Annotated in this window: 12 protein-coding genes; 9 read left to right on the plus strand and 3 right to left on the minus strand. The window is 71.7% G+C overall.

Going from position 1 to position 16,978, the window contains the following annotated elements; all coding sequences use genetic code 11:
- The first annotated feature begins 1 nt into the window (after position 1).
- The 4 genes from ACFZBU_RS19915 to ACFZBU_RS19930 are packed head-to-tail and all read left to right on the plus strand — an operon-like array spanning position 2 to position 6,151.
- Positions 2-472 (plus strand): TadE/TadG family type IV pilus assembly protein, encoded by a 471-nt coding sequence (locus tag ACFZBU_RS19915; protein WP_391584930.1) that lies wholly within the window; start codon positions 2-4, stop codon positions 470-472.
- The gene (locus ACFZBU_RS19920; RefSeq protein ID WP_391584931.1) at positions 469-927 is read left to right on the plus strand and encodes a TadE/TadG family type IV pilus assembly protein; all 459 of its coding nucleotides are present in this window, start codon (positions 469-471) and stop codon (positions 925-927) included. Before ACFZBU_RS19915 ends, ACFZBU_RS19920 begins: the two co-directional genes overlap by 4 nt.
- A complete protein-coding gene (locus tag ACFZBU_RS19925) occupies positions 924-1,400 on the plus strand; it encodes a pilus assembly protein TadG-related protein (RefSeq protein WP_391584932.1) in 477 nt (158 codons plus the stop codon). Before ACFZBU_RS19920 ends, ACFZBU_RS19925 begins: the two co-directional genes overlap by 4 nt.
- Complete coding sequence (locus ACFZBU_RS19930) at positions 1,397-6,151, plus strand: LysM peptidoglycan-binding domain-containing protein (RefSeq protein WP_391584933.1); 4,755 nt, start codon at positions 1,397-1,399, stop codon at positions 6,149-6,151. Before ACFZBU_RS19925 ends, ACFZBU_RS19930 begins: the two co-directional genes overlap by 4 nt.
- Positions 6,152-6,235: 84 nt before the next feature.
- Here ACFZBU_RS19930 and ACFZBU_RS19935 read toward each other — a convergent pair whose 3' ends face one another.
- A complete protein-coding gene (locus ACFZBU_RS19935) occupies positions 6,236-6,802 on the minus strand; it encodes a prepilin peptidase (protein WP_391584934.1) in 567 nt (188 codons plus the stop codon).
- A 145-nt stretch (positions 6,803-6,947) separates the two neighbouring features.
- On the opposite strand from ACFZBU_RS19935, the gene ACFZBU_RS19940 reads away from it, so the two are divergent.
- Genes ACFZBU_RS19940 through ACFZBU_RS19960 form a run of 5 tightly spaced genes read left to right on the plus strand, consistent with a single transcriptional unit; the run spans position 6,948 to position 14,065 of the window.
- Positions 6,948-7,889, plus strand: a complete 942-nt coding sequence (locus tag ACFZBU_RS19940) for an AAA family ATPase (RefSeq protein ID WP_391584935.1) — start codon at positions 6,948-6,950, stop codon at positions 7,887-7,889.
- On the plus strand, positions 7,886-8,902 hold the full coding sequence (locus ACFZBU_RS19945; RefSeq protein ID WP_391584936.1) for a hypothetical protein: 1,017 nt from the start codon (positions 7,886-7,888) through the stop codon (positions 8,900-8,902). The genes ACFZBU_RS19940 and ACFZBU_RS19945 overlap by 4 nt, the downstream gene beginning before the upstream one ends.
- Positions 8,899-11,832 carry a hypothetical protein gene (locus ACFZBU_RS19950; protein WP_391584937.1) on the plus strand — a complete coding sequence of 978 codons (2,934 nt, stop codon included), beginning with the start codon at positions 8,899-8,901 and terminating at the stop codon, positions 11,830-11,832. Before ACFZBU_RS19945 ends, ACFZBU_RS19950 begins: the two co-directional genes overlap by 4 nt.
- On the plus strand, positions 11,829-13,166 hold the full coding sequence (locus ACFZBU_RS19955) for a TIR domain-containing protein (protein WP_391584938.1): 1,338 nt from the start codon (positions 11,829-11,831) through the stop codon (positions 13,164-13,166). The genes ACFZBU_RS19950 and ACFZBU_RS19955 overlap by 4 nt, the downstream gene beginning before the upstream one ends.
- Positions 13,163-14,065, plus strand: coding sequence for a DUF4231 domain-containing protein (locus tag ACFZBU_RS19960; protein ID WP_391584939.1), 903 nt, complete (start codon positions 13,163-13,165; stop codon positions 14,063-14,065). Before ACFZBU_RS19955 ends, ACFZBU_RS19960 begins: the two co-directional genes overlap by 4 nt.
- A 90-nt stretch (positions 14,066-14,155) precedes the next feature.
- Here ACFZBU_RS19960 and ACFZBU_RS19965 read toward each other — a convergent pair whose 3' ends face one another.
- Entirely contained in the window at positions 14,156-15,277 is a 1,122-nt protein-coding gene (locus tag ACFZBU_RS19965) for a terpene cyclase (protein WP_391584940.1), read from the minus strand.
- 306 nt (positions 15,278-15,583) lie between these two features.
- Complete coding sequence (locus ACFZBU_RS19970) at positions 15,584-16,777, minus strand: FAD-dependent oxidoreductase (protein WP_391584941.1); 1,194 nt, start codon at positions 16,775-16,777, stop codon at positions 15,584-15,586.
- Between the last annotated feature and the right edge of the window lie 201 nt (positions 16,778-16,978).

The following is a 16,978-nucleotide window of genomic DNA, read 5'->3' on the forward strand; positions in this document are numbered from 1 at the left end:
GATGCCCAAGGATCCGGACCCCGTTCTCGTGAACAAGGTGCCACGCGGCTTTCCCGCCGACGCGATCCGACGCCGCCTGCGCAAGGCAGGCGGCCCGGATCGCGGCGGCATGTCCATCACCATGGCGATCATCTTCCCGGTGTTCATCCTGGTGCTGCTCGCGGTGATCCAGGGATGCCTGTGGTGGTACGCGCGCGAAGTCGCGATGCAGGCGGCAAAGGAGGGCGTCGAGGAGGGTCGGCACAAGGGCGGCAACATCGGGGACGCGGAGAAGCGCAGCCGGGATGTGGCGAAAGACCTCAGCGGGGGAATGCTCAAAGACCTGAAGGTGACTCCGGAGCGAGTCGACGGCAGCCGGCTCAAGGTGACCGTCGAGGGCACGTCGTTGTCGATCGTGCCCGGCATCGGGAGTCTGACGATCACGCAACACGCGGACGGCGTTGTCGAGCGGTGGACGACAGCGGGCCGATGAAGACCTGGGGGGCGAGGGTGCACAGGGGGAGCCTGCGGGCGGACGAGGGGTCGTTCGCCTTGGAGGCAGCGGTACTTGCGCCCGTGTTGATCGGATTCCTGTGTCTGGTCATCGCATTCGGGCGCACCACGCTGGCCGGCAACGGGGTCGATGCGGCGGCGAAGGCCGGGGCGCGAGAGGCCTCGATCGCGCGCGACGAAGCGACCGCCCGTACGCGGGCGATGGCGGCTGTGGAGCGGTCCTTGGCCCAGGACGGGATCGATTGCTCGGCCGAAACCGTCGTCGACACCTCCGGGTTCAGCGTCAAGGTCGGTACCGCGGCCACCGTCACCGTGACGGTCGCCTGCAAGGTCTCGCTGTCCGATGTGGCCTTCCCGGGCATCCCGGGGTCGAAGACCATGCATGGCACCTTCACTTCCGTGATCGACACCTACCGGGAGAGGTCGCCGAAGTGACGGCCGTGTGGCGAATCCGCGCGCGCGACAGGGGCGTCACCGCCGACCCCGGGGATCGGGGTTCGCTGGCCATCATGCTCGCGATCATGATGGCGGTGATCATTCTGCTTGTCGGGCTGGTGGTCGACGGCGGCGGCAAGTTGCGCGCGGATTCCAAAGCCGATGCGTTTGCCCAGGAAGCGGCACGTGCCGCCGGGCAGGCGATCGACCCCACCAAGGCCATTCCGGGCACGGCGATCGTGGTGCCCGAAGAAAGTGCCAAGAGGGCAGCGCTCGACTATCTCGCCGGAACGGCGGTGGAACCCCATCCCGAAGTCGACGTTGCTCTCGACGGCCGCAGCATCGAAGTCTCCGTGAGGCTCAAGTACAACACCAAGGTGGCCGCCTTCTTCGGCGTCTCCACCGTCACCGTCAAAGGCCATGCCCGTGCCGGGCTCGTCCATGGGATCCAAACCCCGGAGGACGCACCGTGACCGTTACCCAAGGCCCTCGTCCCGGCGCCGGTTCCGGTCCCGGGGCGCACGCTCGCAGCCGTGACGACCGCGGCAGGCGCCGTGGTCTCGGCCGCTTCCTGTTCGACCTCGTGCGTGGCCTGCTCAGCCTCGCCGTTCTGCTCGCGCTGCTGGTCGGCCTGCCCGCGCTGCTCGTCGTGGCCACCACGACACTCTTGCCGCGCCGACTACCCGGACTGAACGAGGTCACCAAGATCCTGACCGCTCCCGACGACGGGAGCGGGTTCATCGCGGCCCTCGCGATCATCGCGTGGATCGCGTGGTTGTGCTTCGCGATCTCCGTCGTGGTGGAAATCCCGGCCCAGGTCCGGGGGTTGTCCGCACCGCGGATCCGCGGCCTGGGCTGGAGCCAGAAGGCGGCCGGGGCACTGATCGGCGGCATCATGCTGCTGCTGCCCACCGGCACCGCGCTTGCCGCGGGGCAGGCGCAGGCCGCTCCGCATCTGCCGGACAGCGTCGCGAGTGCGCCCAGCACGGTGGTGGAGCAGGAAATCCCGGTCCGGGTACAGGAACCCGGGCCGAGCGCCGGGCCCACGCATACCGTTCAGCGCGGTGATTCGTTGTGGACGATCGCCGAGGAACGGCTCGGCGACGGCAAGCGGTGGACGGAGATCGCCAAGCTCAACGACGGCAAGGTGATGGCGAACGGCCAGCGGTTCGATGCGGCGGACTATGTCGAGGTGGGCTGGGTGCTCGCGCTGCCCGCGAATGCGGCACCGCCCGCCGAGGTCAAGGCCGCGCACGCGCCCGAGACCGGGCCCGGGGACCGGCGTGACGACAAGAAGGCTCTGCCGCAGACGGTCACGGTCAAGCCCGGCGACACCCTTTCGGACATCGCCGAGGAGCTGCTCGGCGACGGCGACCGCTATCCGGAGATCTTTGCCGCCAACAAGGACAAGCCGCAAGCGAGCGGCTCGGTGCTGACCGACCCGAATGCGATCGAACCCGGGTGGACATTGTCCATCCCCGGCGCCGGCGGCAACGAGGCCCAACAGCCGCCGCAGCAGCAACCACAGCAGCAGCCGCCCCAGCAACAACAACCTCAGCAACAACCGCCTCCGCAACAGCAACAGGCGCCGCAACCACCACCGCAGCAGCAACAACGGCAACTGCCCCCCGCCGCCGAGCAGAAGCCGTTCGTCGAGACTCCGCCGCAGATCGCCAAGCAGGACCCGATCACGGCGCCGAGCGCCCCCGCCAAGCCGAGCGAGGCGCCGAAGCAGAAGTCCGAGAACAGCAATCCGACCGGTAGCCGGGCCGAGGTTCCGAGCACGAGCGGCGATGCGGTGCCGATCGGCGCCATTGCGCTGGGGGCGGTCGGTGCCGCGGCGGTGCTGGGCGCACTGCTGGTGCGCCGCCGGCTCCAGCAGTCGGTACGCCGGGACGGCCGCCGGATCGCGATGCCCGCGCCGGGAGCCGCAGACCTCGAACAACAGCTGCGGGCGACCGAAACCCCGGACGCGCTGGACCTGTTCGATCGAACCCTCAGGACCCTGTGTGCCCGGATGTCGGACACCGGGCGAACCCTGCCGCTGATCGACTCGGTGCAGCTGACCGATCGTCAACTCGAATTGCATCTGGCCGCGCCGTCCCCGCCGCTGTATCCCTTCGAGGCGGTGCACGGCGACCACATGCATTGGACCTGCCCGGCGGACGCCGAGTTGTTGCACACCAGTGCGGCGGCCAACGTGCCCGCGCCTTATCCCGCGCTCGCCGTATTGGGCGAAACCGACGACGGCCGGCAGCTGTTGATCGATCTCGAATCGCTCGGCGTGGTCGGGCTCACCGATGGCTCCGGCGCGGACAATCTCGCGGTGTTGCGCGCGCTGGCGGTCGAGCTGCTGTCCAACGTGTGGAGCGACGATCTGTGCGTGACGGTGGTCGGCTTCGGTCGCGAACTGCGCGACGTCGAACGCGAGGGCCGGCAACAACTGCGCTACGCCTACTCGTTGGACGAGGCTCTCGGCCGACTGGCCACCTGGTCGGACGAGGTGGTCGGGCTCCTCGACGACGCCAAGCTCACCTCGCCGCGCCAGGCTCGCACCAAGGGCATCCTGCCGGACACCTGGCCGCCGGAGATCGTGTTGTCCCTGGAGCCGCTGACCGAGGCACACGTGCCGCACATCCAGCGACTGACCAACACCTACCCGCGTGCGGCCGCCGCGATCATCGCGCCGATCCACGCCGAGCCCTGGCTCAGCGGACTCGGCGTGACCCGACTGCCCACGGTGCCGGGCCTGGTGACGCCGAGCCGGATCAACACCGACGTACACGTGCAGCGCCTCGAAGACCCCCAGTACCAGGCGCTGGTGAGCATGTTCACCGTCTCCAAGGATCTGGACGGGGTGCCCGCCGACGAGGTGCTGATCCCGGGTCAGCGAGCCGACCACGAGCCGGAACCCGTCCAGGTGGGTGCCGGAGCTGCCGGTGGCAGCATCTCCTCGGCCGCGTGGTCCGCGGTCGGCGGGATGGAGCGGCCGGCCCGGATGGGCGGCGGCACCGCGACCGAACCGGACGCGAGCGCCGAGGCGTCTCCCGACTACTACCAGCCCGATCCCACCGATCCCGAGCCGGACGAGCGGGCGTTCGCGGCGCCGGCACCGAATGCGGGCGGCCGGGTCGGCTCGGGCTCCTGGGGCGCTGCGGTGTATCCGGTTACCGGACGGCCGTTGGCGCCGCCGGAGCGGATCGAGCGGCGTGTGGGATCGCCGGAGGACACCGGCTCGTTGCCCCTTCCCTGGCTGCCCGACGACCCGCACGAGTACGACCCGGAGCAGTCCGCGCAGTCCGCGCAGTCCGCGCAGTCCGCGCAGTCCGCGCAGTCCGAGCAGTCCGGGCAGTCCGGGCAGGCGGAACGCGGCGACGAGCCGCAGCTGTTCCGGCCTTCGCCTGCCGGTTCGGACGGTGCGGGTGCGGTGGGGCCGCAGACGTACCCCGGGTCGACCGGAGCGGCCGAGCCGGCGGTCGACGAGCGGCCCGCCGCCGAGGTCGGTTCGGAGCCCGGGTATCCGGAACAGTCATATGCCGAACCGCCGTATGCGAAACCGCCGTACCCGCATCCGCCATATGGCGGTGAAGCGTCGGTGCCGTCATCCTTCGAGGAGCCGACCGCCGACGGGTCGGTCCGTGCCGGGTCGGTGTATGCCGAGCCGCACGCCCAGGACGCTCTCGTCGCCGCGCCGGATCTCGGGGAACCGGGCTCACAGGACGAGGCGTTCGGGGCGGCGGCGCCCGGGACAGCGGCGTCCGATGCGGCGGACCCGGCGGATTCGACCCTCGGCGAACCGGTCTTCGGAGCGCCCGTCGTTCCCGAACCGGCGGCCGAGCGCGACCTGGTGGTCGACGAGCGGTCGGTGTCGGACGCCGGGCACGAAGAAATAGGACTCGAAGGGGTGGACGATCCCGAGGACCACCCCTACGCATCCGCCGAGGAAGCCGGACGTCCGGCGGATCCGGCGGCGGCCGCAGAGGCCCCGGACGAGGGAACAGCAGTGCCGATCGACGCCCGGACCAGCACCGGAGAACAAGCCCCGTCGTGGGATGTCGAGGACGCCCGGGACGGCGGCTACGCGGCCTACCCGGCACACGCCGCCAACGGACACGGGGGTGTCCGTGCCGACGTACTGACCGGCCCGGGGGTCCAGGTACTGGGTCCGGACGACGAAGTCGACCTGATGCAGGGCGGCGAGCGCGAGCGCACCGCTGCGGTGCCGACCGCTCCGGGGGACGCGCTGCCGAAGCCGGCGGAGAGCGCCGCGGGCGGCGTCGAGATGCCGTCCGCCGAGTACTGGGGTGCGCCGGGGCAGGTGCAGGAGGGCTTGACCGCCGAGGACTCCGGCATGTTCCTGGTCGTCGCGCCGGACCCCGAGGCGGCCGTGTCGGAGGCTCCGGAGGTGGGGTCCACCTGGGACGTCGCGCCGCCGGTCGCCGCACTGCCCGCCGAGGCCCCGGCCGCGCCCGGACAACTCTCGGAGGGCTTCGCACCGACCTACCCGGAGATTCGCATACTGGGTCAGGTCGACCTGATCGGCGTCGGTGAGGAGGTCGAGCACGGCCGCCGGGCCCGGCTGACCGAACTCGCCGCGTGGATCGCGCTGCACCCGGGTCGCCCGCTGACCGAACTCGACGCCGCGGTCTGGCCGCTGGGCGTCACCGCCACCGCACGCAACTCGGCGATCAGCCAGCTGCGCCGCTGGGTGGGCACCGGCCAGGACGGAACGAGTCACCTGCCGGCCGCGGTCGGCGGCGGAGGCTACGCGTTCGGGCCGGGCTTCGCCTGCGACTGGTTCCGCTTCCGCCAATTGGTGGCGCCCGGCCTGTACGGGAGTCACGAGGTGGCGATGGACTACGCGAGGGCGTTGGACATAGTGCGCGACGCGCCGTTCGACGGGGTGGGCCCGCGCCGCTACGTCTGGGCCGAGCCGTTCCGGCAGCAGATGATCGCCGAGATCGTCGATGTCGCCGCCCGACTGGCCGACTACCACCTGGACAACCACGACCCGCAGGCCGCCAAGCGGGCCTGCTCGGTCGGTCTGGTGGTGTGCCCGGAGTCGCAGATGCTGTATCGCACCATGTTCCGGGCCACGCACATAACAGGCGACCGTGCGGAGTTGGACTACTACGTCGATCGGCTGGACGGTCTGCTCGCCGGACTCGGCGCGGAACCCGAGCCGCTCACCGTCGAGTTGCTGCGCGACCTGCTGGACGACTGAACGGGCGGTGGGCGGATCGGCGCGGGTCGCCGGTTCGCCCACCGGCTCGGCCCCCGTCACGCGGCCTCGTCCGGGCCGTCCCGATCAGGTGCCGCGAACCAGGAGCACGAGCACCGCGGCGCCGAGCAGGAAGGGTCCGAACGGAACCACGCTGCCGCGGCCGGCGCGCCTGCTCACGGCGAGCCCGATCGCGTACAGGCCCACGCACACGTACGCCGACACCAGCGCCTGTCCGAGCGCCGCCCAGGACAACCAGCCGACCACCAGGCCGACCAGACCCGCCGCCTTGGCGTCGCCCAGGCCGATGCCGACACCACACAGCGCGAGGACCAGGTGCACGGTGTACGCCGCGGCCATCGCGAACAGCGCGCGGAGGTAGGCGTCCCGGTCGAACGGGATCAGCAACAGCGCGGCGAGCAACGGATATCCCGGCAGGGTCAGCGGATCCGGCAGCCGCATCAACCGCGCGTCGCACACCACGAGCGCCGACGCGAGCAACGCGAAGGCGAGGAAGGCGGGCAGGACCGCCTGCGCGCCGATCCGCCAGACCAGCGCGCCGCCGGTCGGCACGAACGCGCTCGCGATGATCGGCAGGTCGCGCCGCAGCACGCCGGCGGTGTCCGCGTCGAGATGAATCGGAGATATCCGCACGGCATCGGATCCTGTCAGACGGATGGCCGGATTCGGGCTCGGTGGTGAGCGCTTCGGGCCCAGCGGCGAGCGAGCCGGGCTCGGATCGGGTGCGTTTGCCGCGGAATCCGTACCGAGGCACCGGGTCGGACGGCACACTGGAGCCGTGCCCAAAGCCATGGCGTTCGACCCGTTCCAGCCGCTCCCCGCCTCCTCCGCACCGGATTTCGAGGACGGCGACGCGACGACGCGCGACGGCGTATACGTGTTCGACGACGAACGGATCGTGCTCGCGGTCAACGTCGCCCTGGCGACCCGCCGACCGCTGCTGGTGTTCGGGCCGCCCGGATCCGGCAAGTCCACACTCGCACCGAACGTGGCGCGGTATCTGGGACGGGTCTGCCACACCGAGGTGATCACCGCGCGGACCGAACCCGAGGACCTGCTCTGGCGCTTCGACGCGCTCCGCCGGCTCAACGACGCGCAGATTCGCAAGGTCGCGCCGACGATCGGCGCCTACTGCGCGCAGGGCGTGCTGTGGAAGGCGTTCGACCCGTATCGGACCGTGCCCGGGCCCGCGGACAAGCAACCCGCCGCGGTCGCCTACGGTCGGCACACCGGGCCTGCGCCGCAGTCGGTGGTGCTGATCGACGAGATCGACAAGGCCGACCCGGACCTGCCGAACAGCCTGCTGGTGCCACTCGACACGCTGCGGTTCACCGGTCCGGACGGCGAGGAGGTCCGGGCCCGCCCGGGCGCGGAACCGCTCGTCGTGATCACCAGCAACAACGAGCGCGAACTGCCCGCGCCGTTCGTTCGTCGCTGCATCCTGCTGTCCCTCGAAGCCCCGGACCGGACACACCTGTTGAAGGTCGCGCGCAGCCATCTCGGGGCCCACTACGACGAATCCATGGCCGAGCAGGTGGCGGACCACCTGCTGAGGATCGCGAACGAGGCCGCGTCGACCGCCGGGCCGAGCACGGCCGAGTTCCTCGACACCCTGCGGGCATGCCACGAACTGGGCGTCACCGCCGGCAGCCACACCTGGGACCTGGTCGTGGAGGTCGCGTTGAGCAAGGGTCGAGGGAGCGCGAGGACGCACGAGTGAGGGCCGAACGGGGGCAGGTGCACCTCGGCGACCTGATCCGGGCGATCGTCGCGCTGGAGGTCACCGACGCGGCGACGGCGGCGGAGATCGCCCGGATGCTCGGTATGGCCGATGCGGGGGACCCGGAGGCGCAGGCAGGTATCGCGGCGGAACCGGCGGCGCAGGCGGGCGAGGTCGACCCGGACCCCGCCCGGTGGGACGAACCGCTCCCGGCGGGCCCGGGATCCGCGCCGGCACCACCCCATGAGGCGGACGGCGGCTGCTCGGTGCTCACCCTGCGCGGGCCGACGCCGGGCCCGGACGGCACCGGCGGCACGGACGGCGTGGTCGAGTGGGACCCGGTCGGTGTACGGCGGTTGCTCGACCCCGGCGCGAACGACGGTGCGCCGAAGCCGCCGTGGTCGGCGCGTTGGGCACCGGGAGTGATGTTCGCGGTGGCTTCGACGGACGTATTCGGTCGCGTCCTCGACGAACGCGCGCTGACTCGTGCCATGGCCGCTTGCTCGCCGGTGCGCGGGTTGCCGTTCCGCATCCGGCCGAGCACTCGACTGGGCATGCAACTGGTCCTGGACGGCGGCGAGTCCATGCTGCCCTTCCGGGCCGACCAGCAGTGGTTGCGCGAACTCGCGGACGCGGTGGTCGGGCGCGGCCGGGTCGAGGTGCTGCGGTTTCGGGGCACCCCGGGCCGCGGTGTACGCGTGGTGGGGCGGCGGCGCGGGCGGGTGGCCTACCGGCCGCCGGCGGCGGGTACGCCCGTGGTGGTGGTGTCGGATCTGGGCCTGCGCCGACTGCCGTTCAGCGGATCCTCCGCGGCCGGTGTCGGCGAATGGCGCGACTGGCTCGACGCGGTACGCCGGGCCGGGTGCCCGGTGGTGTGCCTGACGCCGTACGAGGCGTGGGCACACCCGTGGACTCTGCGGCGACGGGTGGCGCTGGTACCGCTGGATCGCCGGACCTCGATTCGTGCGGCCCGGCGGGAGAGTCGACGGGTGCGGAAGGGGGTGCGGCGGTGACGGATCAGGGCCGGACGATCCTGGGGGCCGCGGCTGCCGGTGTGTCCGCCGGGCATGTCGAGTCCGTTCACCCGACGGTGCACGCCTACCTCCACCGGTTGGCCAGGACCGATCCGCCCCTGCACACGCTCGCTCGATCCCTGTGTCTGGCCCCGCACGCCACACCGGCGTTCGTCCGGCGGGCCCGGCTGGAGTTCGTCCCGGCCAGTGCCGCGGGCCTGGAGGCGGACCTCTGGTTCTCGCCACTGGTCGAGTCGGCCGACGCGCGGGCCGTGGTGCTCGATCCGGTGCTCGCGGCCGGGTTGCGGTACTCCCTTGCCCAGGACCCGGCCCAATGGCGAGCGGTTCACGCGCTGACCGAGGAAATGCAGCGCGAGGCACCGGAGTTGGTACGTCGCTACACCCGATTGGCGATGACCGATGTCGGCGGGCCGGATGCGGACGCGGATGCGAACGCGGAACTGGCCGGATTCGCCGCGGCGATCGCGGCCGACGCACCCGATGACGCTTCGGCCGAGGATGTGTCCCGCTGGCTGGTGCACTTCCTGCCCAGGCTTCCCCGAGTGCTCGCGGCCGGTGCCCTCGCCCGCACGCTGCTGATCTCGGCGGCGACCCGACTGGCCGTCGACCCGCCGGAGTGGGTGCTCGACCGACACGGGCCGGCGGGCGTGGCCGCGGCTCGTGCGGCAGTACGCGGCCATGCGGAACTGGGCGTACGGCTCGACGACGACGGCCTGATCCTCAGCCGCCCGCCGGAGCCGGGCTCGCGCGTGCTCGAAGTTCCGGGTGCGGAACGGGTGCGGATCGAGCTGGCGGGGCCCGGTGCGGGCCCGACGCAGGGATACCCGGTGGAGGTGGGGGCGGCCGAGACGATTCGGGTTTCGGTCGCGGTGTTCGCCGACCTGGCCGAGTTCTCCACCGACGAGGCCCCGCGGACGAGTGGCCGGCCCACGGACGCCGACGTGGCGATCGGAACCCCAAAGGTCCTGCTCATGGACGCAGAGGTGGTGTTCGGGGCGTCGGAGGTGCTGGCCGACGGGAAGCTCAGGGCGGTGCTGCGCCGGACGGGCGACGGGTCGGAACTGGCCCTGCGACACGGCACGACGCGCCGCACGATGCGGCTGCGCGGAACCCCTCGCCTGCTGCGCGCGGACGACCGCACCGGGACGGTCCTGCTGGCCACCGAGGACGAGTTGGTGGTCGTCCGCACCGACGGGAGCGAGACCGCATACTTCGGCGGTCTGGGAGAGCTCCGGGACACGATCGTCGCCGCGCCCCATCCCTCGTTGCCCACCCCGTGGGTGATCGTGGCGAACGAACACGGCGTGTGTGTCGTGCGTCCGGATGCGCCGGCCGATCCGCCGAGATATCTGTCCCGTTCGGCCGAACCGGGCCTGCGGATCTGGGTCGGCGTCGAGTCGTCGGAACTGGTGATCGTATCCGGCAGCACGGCGCCGCAGTTCATCGATCTGGCGAGCGGCGCTCGGATGCCGACCGAGGCGCAGGCCGACGTGTTGCCGGCGACGGCGATCACCAGTGGGCACGGCGGCCGGCCCCTGCTGTACGCGCAAACCGGTCCGCGACTGGTGCTGATGCCGACGCGGGACTCGACCCAGGTCGTCCGAGGCGGCGGGTTGAGCTCGGACATCGTGTCCGTGGCGATCAGCCGCAGCGGATCCAGGGGTGCGAGTGTGGACCGGCAGGGCCGGCTGGTGCGTTGGGACGGCCCCATGACGTCGCGCCCGATGTATGCGGTGCCGCTGCCGTTCCGGGCGATCGATGTCTCGGGCGCGGACCCGCGGCCGTTCACCGTGGTCGGCCGAGGTGGTCCGGTCGAACTGCGCGATCAAGCCGGCCGGAGCGTGCTGCTGGCCCCCGCCCGTCGATCCGAACCGGATACGGGCTGGCTGCGGGACACCCTCGTCGCCACGATGTCCGACGGGCCCGCCGGCGACGCCGCTCTGGAATCACTGCGGCGGACCGGGATCGACTGTGCGCGGGTGGCCTTCCCGATGGTGGGGACGCAGCCCGTGCACCTCGGCTCGGATCCGGCGTCAAAGTTCCTGCGTGCGGCCCGCGCAGCCGGGATCAAGGTGCTGGCCGAACTGCCCGTCGGGCCCGCGATGGACGAGATACGGCCCGAGCGGGCGCCGGTTTTGCTGCGCCGCTGCGCCGAGTTGCTCGCAGCCGGGGCGGACGGAGTGTGTGTGTCGCTGTCGCCCGAGGGCTGGGGCGGACAGACCTCGACGGGCCGGGACGACGGGTCGGTGGATTTCCTGCGATCGCTCCGGCGGTCGGTCGACGAGCATCCGGGCCGGGTGCTCGTGCTCGACCGCGGCGCGAGCGGCGACTCGATGTCGGGTGCCCGGGACGAATGTTGCCACCTCGTGCTTGCCCAGAAGAGTCGTTCGTGGCGAGAGGCGGCGGGTCTCGCGACGGGCGATGAGCACGTGGCACCGAACTGGGCCGTGTCGCTCGTGGCCCGTCCCGACGAGGATCCGGCGCGCGTACGAGCACTGGCCTCGATCGCACTCGCGCTACCCGGCCTGCGTGCCGTCGCCGAACCGCCGAGCGGGCCCGCGAGCGAGGCCGTCGCCGCTCTGCTGCGCACGCGGGGTCGAGAGCGGGCGCTGACCCGAGGCATCGTGTCCCGGTTGGGCTCCCCAGGTCCGGACGTGATCGCGCTGTTGCGGCGATACGAGGGCGAGTTCGTGGTGTGCGTGGCCAATCTGGGGCCGCGCCGAAGTGCTGTCGCACTGACCACGCCCAGCCTGCCGCGCGGCACCCTGGTGGATCTCCTGGATCCCGGGACGCCGCATCCGGTGCCGCCGCTCGGGGGGAAATCGCCGACGATGCTCACCCTCGCCCCCGACGAATATCGCTGGTTCCGCCTGCTGACGACCGACGAGCTCTATGCGGGTCGCTCGTGACCATCCATGACTTCCCCGAACCGCGTGGTGCCGTGCCGGTGCCGCGGCCGCGGATCTTCATCAGCCACAGCACGCGGGCCAAGCCCGGACAGGTCTGCTGCCGGTGCCTGGACGCACGCGACGCGCTGGTGCAGCAGCTGGCGGCCGAGGGCTTCGAGCCCGTGTACGACAAGGACTTCCTGCGCAGCGGTGACGGGTGGCAGCAGGAGATCGCGGTCCAACTGCACGGCAGCCAGGCCACCGTGCTGCTGCTGTCCCGGCACGCGCTGGATTCGGCGAACGTCGGCTACGAGGCGAGCATCGCCGACGGCAGACGGCGCGCGGACGCGCGATACCGCCTCATCGCACTGAAGTTGCCGGACGTACGGCGGGCCGATCTGGACGCGAGCGCGCTCAGGGCGATCCACCTCGGCGAAGTGGACATGTGCGACTGGGCGGAGGACGAGATCGCCGACAACCGGCTGCCCGACAAGCTGCGTACCGATCTGGCCCAGATCCGGCTGTGGCACCTGGACCGCTCGTCGCCCACCCGCAACGCCGTGACATATGCGCTGGCCGAGGCGTACGAGGACCGACTGCGGGCCGCCGCGGATCTGCTCGGGGTACGCGAGCGGCTCGACCGCAGGGTGTTGCGCGAACGGCTCAGCGAGGCACTGCTGACCGAACGGGCCCCGGCGCCCCGGCCGGAACCGGACCCGCTGGTAAGGGCGTTGAACGAGGTGCTGCCGGTTCTGAGGACGGAGCCGGCGAGTACGGTGGCCGACCTCAGTGTCGTGTACGCGCGGGTGCCCACGGTCGCCGCCGTGCAGTTGGGTGAGTTGCGCAGGCGCGCGCAGGGGCGGGTCGCGGTGCTTGCGGCGACTCGGGGCGGGACCCTGCGTGCCTACCTGCTCCGGGCGAGCGGGAACCCGCGTCCGTGGCCGCACTTGGAGGTCACGGTGCCGGCCGGGGCCGGGATGGTGGCGGGCCTGATCGCCGCGATCCGGGACCGGGTGGCCGGCTACCTCGACTACGACGGCTATCACGACCCCGAGTTGGAGGGCGAGGCCGGGTTCCGGGACGTGATCCAGGCGCATGCCCAAGAGACCGGGCCGATCGTGGTGGTGATCAGACACCAGCCGGACGCGGCGTTGCTGCGCGAACTGCGGACGGCGTTCCCGCACCTGCTGCTGCTGTTCGTCACCGATCGGGCCGGCGCCTGCGGTTCGATCGAGGTGACCGAGCTGATGCCGTTGACGCCTTCCGGTGAAGGCGAGTTGAAGCGTACGCACGGCCGGGCGATGGAACTGGCCGGGCATCCCGAACGAGCGAACATGCCCTGGAGGCCGGCGTGACCGTCACGGATCCGGTGTTGGCCCAGACCTGGCGTGCGCAGCGCCGGTGGTCGCTCGCGGCGTCCGCGGCCAAGGCCTCGGTGCAGCGGTGGCGGCTGGTTCGGCTCGTCCTCGGGGTGAGCGGCGCGATCCTGGCCACGGCGGGCACCCGGGTGGACGGCGATCCGGGCAAGGTGTCGTCCCTGGTCGGCGCGCTGTGTGTCGGGTTGGTTCCGCTGGTGACGTCACTGCGGCTGCAACCGGCCCGGGTCGAGGCGTGGACGCGGTTGCGTTCGGTCAGCGAGGGCCTCAAGAGCGAGGTCTACCTCTACTTGACGTCGAGTGATCGGTACTCGGGCAGCGAGGCCGAGCGCCGGGCGGCTCTGTCCGCACGGCGCGCCTCCTTCGAGGACGATGCCGGCGAACTGCTGGCCGAGTTGCCGCAGTTGGACCCGACGGCCGACCCGACGCCGCCGGCCGTGTCGGATGTGGACGGCTACGTGCGGGAGCGGGTCGACGTCCAGGCGGACGGCTACTACCGCGACCGGGTGGTGCTGATGCGGCGGGGCCTGACCCGGATCCAATTCGCGGAGTTCGTCTTGGCGCTCACCGGCATGACCCTCGCGGTGGTGGCGGGCACGGCGGACGACGCCGGGCTCGGCGCCTGGGTGCCGGTGGTGACCACGGTCTCGGCGTCGGTGATGCTCTACGGATACGGCGTGCGGTACCAGGAGAATCTGATCTCGTTCGCCCGTACGGCGGAGCAGTTGCGCCGGTTGCGCGACGACCGGACGGCGCGGATGCCGCTGGACCCGGCCGAGGAGGCCCGGTTCGTGGAGCGCTGCGAGAACGTCATCTCGATCGAGACCCAGGGGTGGATGGCCCGAGCCGCGCACGCGGATCCGGGACCACCGCAGTGAGTCGGGCGCGGCGGCGACGGCGGCACGGCAGCCGGCCCGCGACCCGACCGAGGCGGAAGCGGTCGTGCGAGCAGGGTCGGTGACGGCGGGTCAGGCCGAACGGGTGCGCAGGTGTGCGGTCGCGGGGTGTTGTGCGTCCTCGGCGTAGCCGTGTGCGGGTTCGTCCGGGATCACGTCCGGCGCGGTGTAGGGGCCGGAGCGCAGGCCCCAGTCGTAGTAGCCGCGGATCCAGTTGCGCATTCCCTCGACACTCATCTCCACGGCCGTGCGTTCGGTTGTGCCCAGGCCGAGTTCGCCGCAGATCTGCGGCATGTAGGCCTGGAGGGTCATGAACGTGTCGAGTTGCTCGTACGTCATCCTGGTCGCCTCGCGCAGCGCGGTGTCGTACGAGCAGTCGAGGCGGTCGCGCAGGACCATGACCAGGTTGTGCGAGGCGACCCGGCGGCCCCGACGCCCCGGCGACTGGATGTCGTTGATGTACGCGATGGTGTCGGTGGCGGCCTCGCGCAGTCGGCGCATCAGCGGGTGTGCCTGGATCTGGGCGGGCACCTCGAACCTGCGGCTGCGTTCGATCGCATCGAGGGAGTGCGGGATGCCGGCGGTGTTGCGGCGCATCACGCGGTAGCTGTCCAGATCGGGGACGGCGCGCGAGGTGCTCATCCGCAATTCCGAGGCGTGCGAGGCAAGGAACCGGGCCCAGTTGGCCGCGAAGCGGTTCTGCCAGGTGACCGAGGTGCCGTCGGACATCGAGGCCCAGACCTCGGACCAGGCCAGGGTGATCGGGGAGACCAGATCGGGCGGGGTGCCGGGCTCGCGGAACGGGATGGTGATCAGTTCGCGGGCGATCTCGGCGACCCGGTCCGGGCGTTCGGGGATGCGGGGGCGGGCGCCGGCGGTGCTGCCGGGAGTGGCGTCGGTGCCGGCGTCGGCTCGGGTGCGGGCGTCGGCGTCCGGGTCGGCGTCGCAGTCGTCGTCGAAGAGGAAGGCCAGCGAGAACCAGTTCATCAACATGTACTGGTCGTCGGCCGAGGCGTGCGGGTAGGTGCGGCCGACCGCCTCCGGCAGGTCCCAGGAGGTGTATTCGCGCAGACCCGCGTCGGTGCGGATCAGGCCGCGGTCGCGGACCCAGTCGAGATGGCGGCTCCGGGCGTCGTCCAGGTACGGACTGATCGGAGCCTCGAACGGTATCGAGAACAGCACATCCTGCGGCACCTGGTCTCCCACCCGTTGCGTGATCATTGTTATGCCGCATCGGCGTCGCCGGCGCAAGATCCTTTGCATGTGCGGAGAGTGACGTCGACGGGCGCTTCGACACGTACGGTGATGCGTGTTTTACGGGGACGTGCGGTGAATCGTGGTGCGGTCCGCGTGCACGGGAACGTGCGTTGCATCGTGCGCGGACACGTGCGGTGGTGCGTATGCGGTGATGTGTGTGTGGTGATGCCTTGATGCGGTGGTGCGTGCGTGTGCGTGTGTGAGCCGTGTGCTGCGGGCACGGGGCTTGCGGACGGGCCCGGGTCAGGCCGCGAGGTGAGCGGTGCTCTTGGTGGAGAGCAGTGCTTTCAGATCGTGCACGGCGGCGCGACCGGCCCGATTGGCACCGATCGTGCTCGCCGAAGGACCGTACCCCACAAGGTGGATGCGCGGGTCACGCGCGGTGTGTGTACCCTCCATCCGGATTCCGCCGCCGGGCTCGCGCAGGTCCAGCGGCGCCAAGTGCCGCAGTGCCGCGCGGAATCCGGTCGCCCACAGGATGGCGTCGGCGCGTACCGAGGAACCGTCGGCCCACGCGACACCGAGAGCGGTGATCCGATCGAAGATCGGCAGTCGCGTCAGCACCCCGTGCTCTCGCGCGGCGCGCACCGCGGCCGTGGGCGGCAGACCGGTCACCGCCACCACGCTCTCCGGCGGCAGCCCCGCCCGGACCCGCTCCTCCACCCGGGCGACCACGGACCGCCCGACCTCGGCACTGAACTCGCCGTCCCGGAACACCGGCGGCCGGCGGGTGACCCAGGTCGTGGTGCCGACCTCGGCGATCTCGGCGAGCGCGTGAATGGCGGACGTACCACCGCCCACCACGACCACGTGCTGCCCCGCGAACTCGGCCGGCCCGCGATAGTCCGCCGTGTGCAACTGCCGGCCGCGGAACTCGGCGGCCCCCGGGTAGTAGGGCACGAACGGGTGACGCCACGTCCCGGTGGCGTTGATCAGCGCGCGGGCGATCCACGTGCCGCGGTCGGTCTCGACGACCAGCAGGTCGGCGGGGTCACCCTCGGCCATGCTCGGATCGTGCGCCCGGCCGGCGGGGGAGTCGGCGCTGTTCGGACGGGGCGCACGAGCCGACGGCGTCGAAGCGGTCGACGCCGAAGACGTCGGCATCGATGAGCCCCGCATCGAGCGCACGGCCTGCACCGCGACCGGACGCACGACGTCCAGGTCGAAAGCGCGCTCGTAGGTCGCGAAGTACTCCGGCAGCGCCTCGAACGCGGGTCGCGCCGGGTCGATGTGCGGAACCGGCAGGCCCGGCAGCTCGTGGATCCCGTGCACGGCCTCCATCAGCAGCGTGGGCCACCGGTGCCGCCAGGCCCCGCCCGGCCCCTCGTCGGCGTCCAACACGACGAAGGACAGGCCGGAACGGCGCAGGTGATAGGCCGCGGACAGGCCGGCCTGGCCGGCACCGATCACCACGACGTCCAGGACGCCCTCGTGCACCGGCGAGTCGACGGCCGGCCCCGAGACGGCCCGCGTTTCACGCCCCGCCCCGTCCCCGGTGCGCGGCGCGCCCGCCGCGGCCCCGCCCGCGTCCGCCCCGCCCGCACCCACGGCGACCGGGGCCGTGCCCGTCCCCGCCGCTCCGACCGCCGCGCCCGCACCCGCAGTTCCGGTCGGAGTGGCCCGCGCAGTCGATGTAGC

The organism is Embleya sp. NPDC008237 (assembly GCF_042956465.1).
Classification (GTDB): domain Bacteria; phylum Actinomycetota; class Actinomycetes; order Streptomycetales; family Streptomycetaceae; genus Embleya.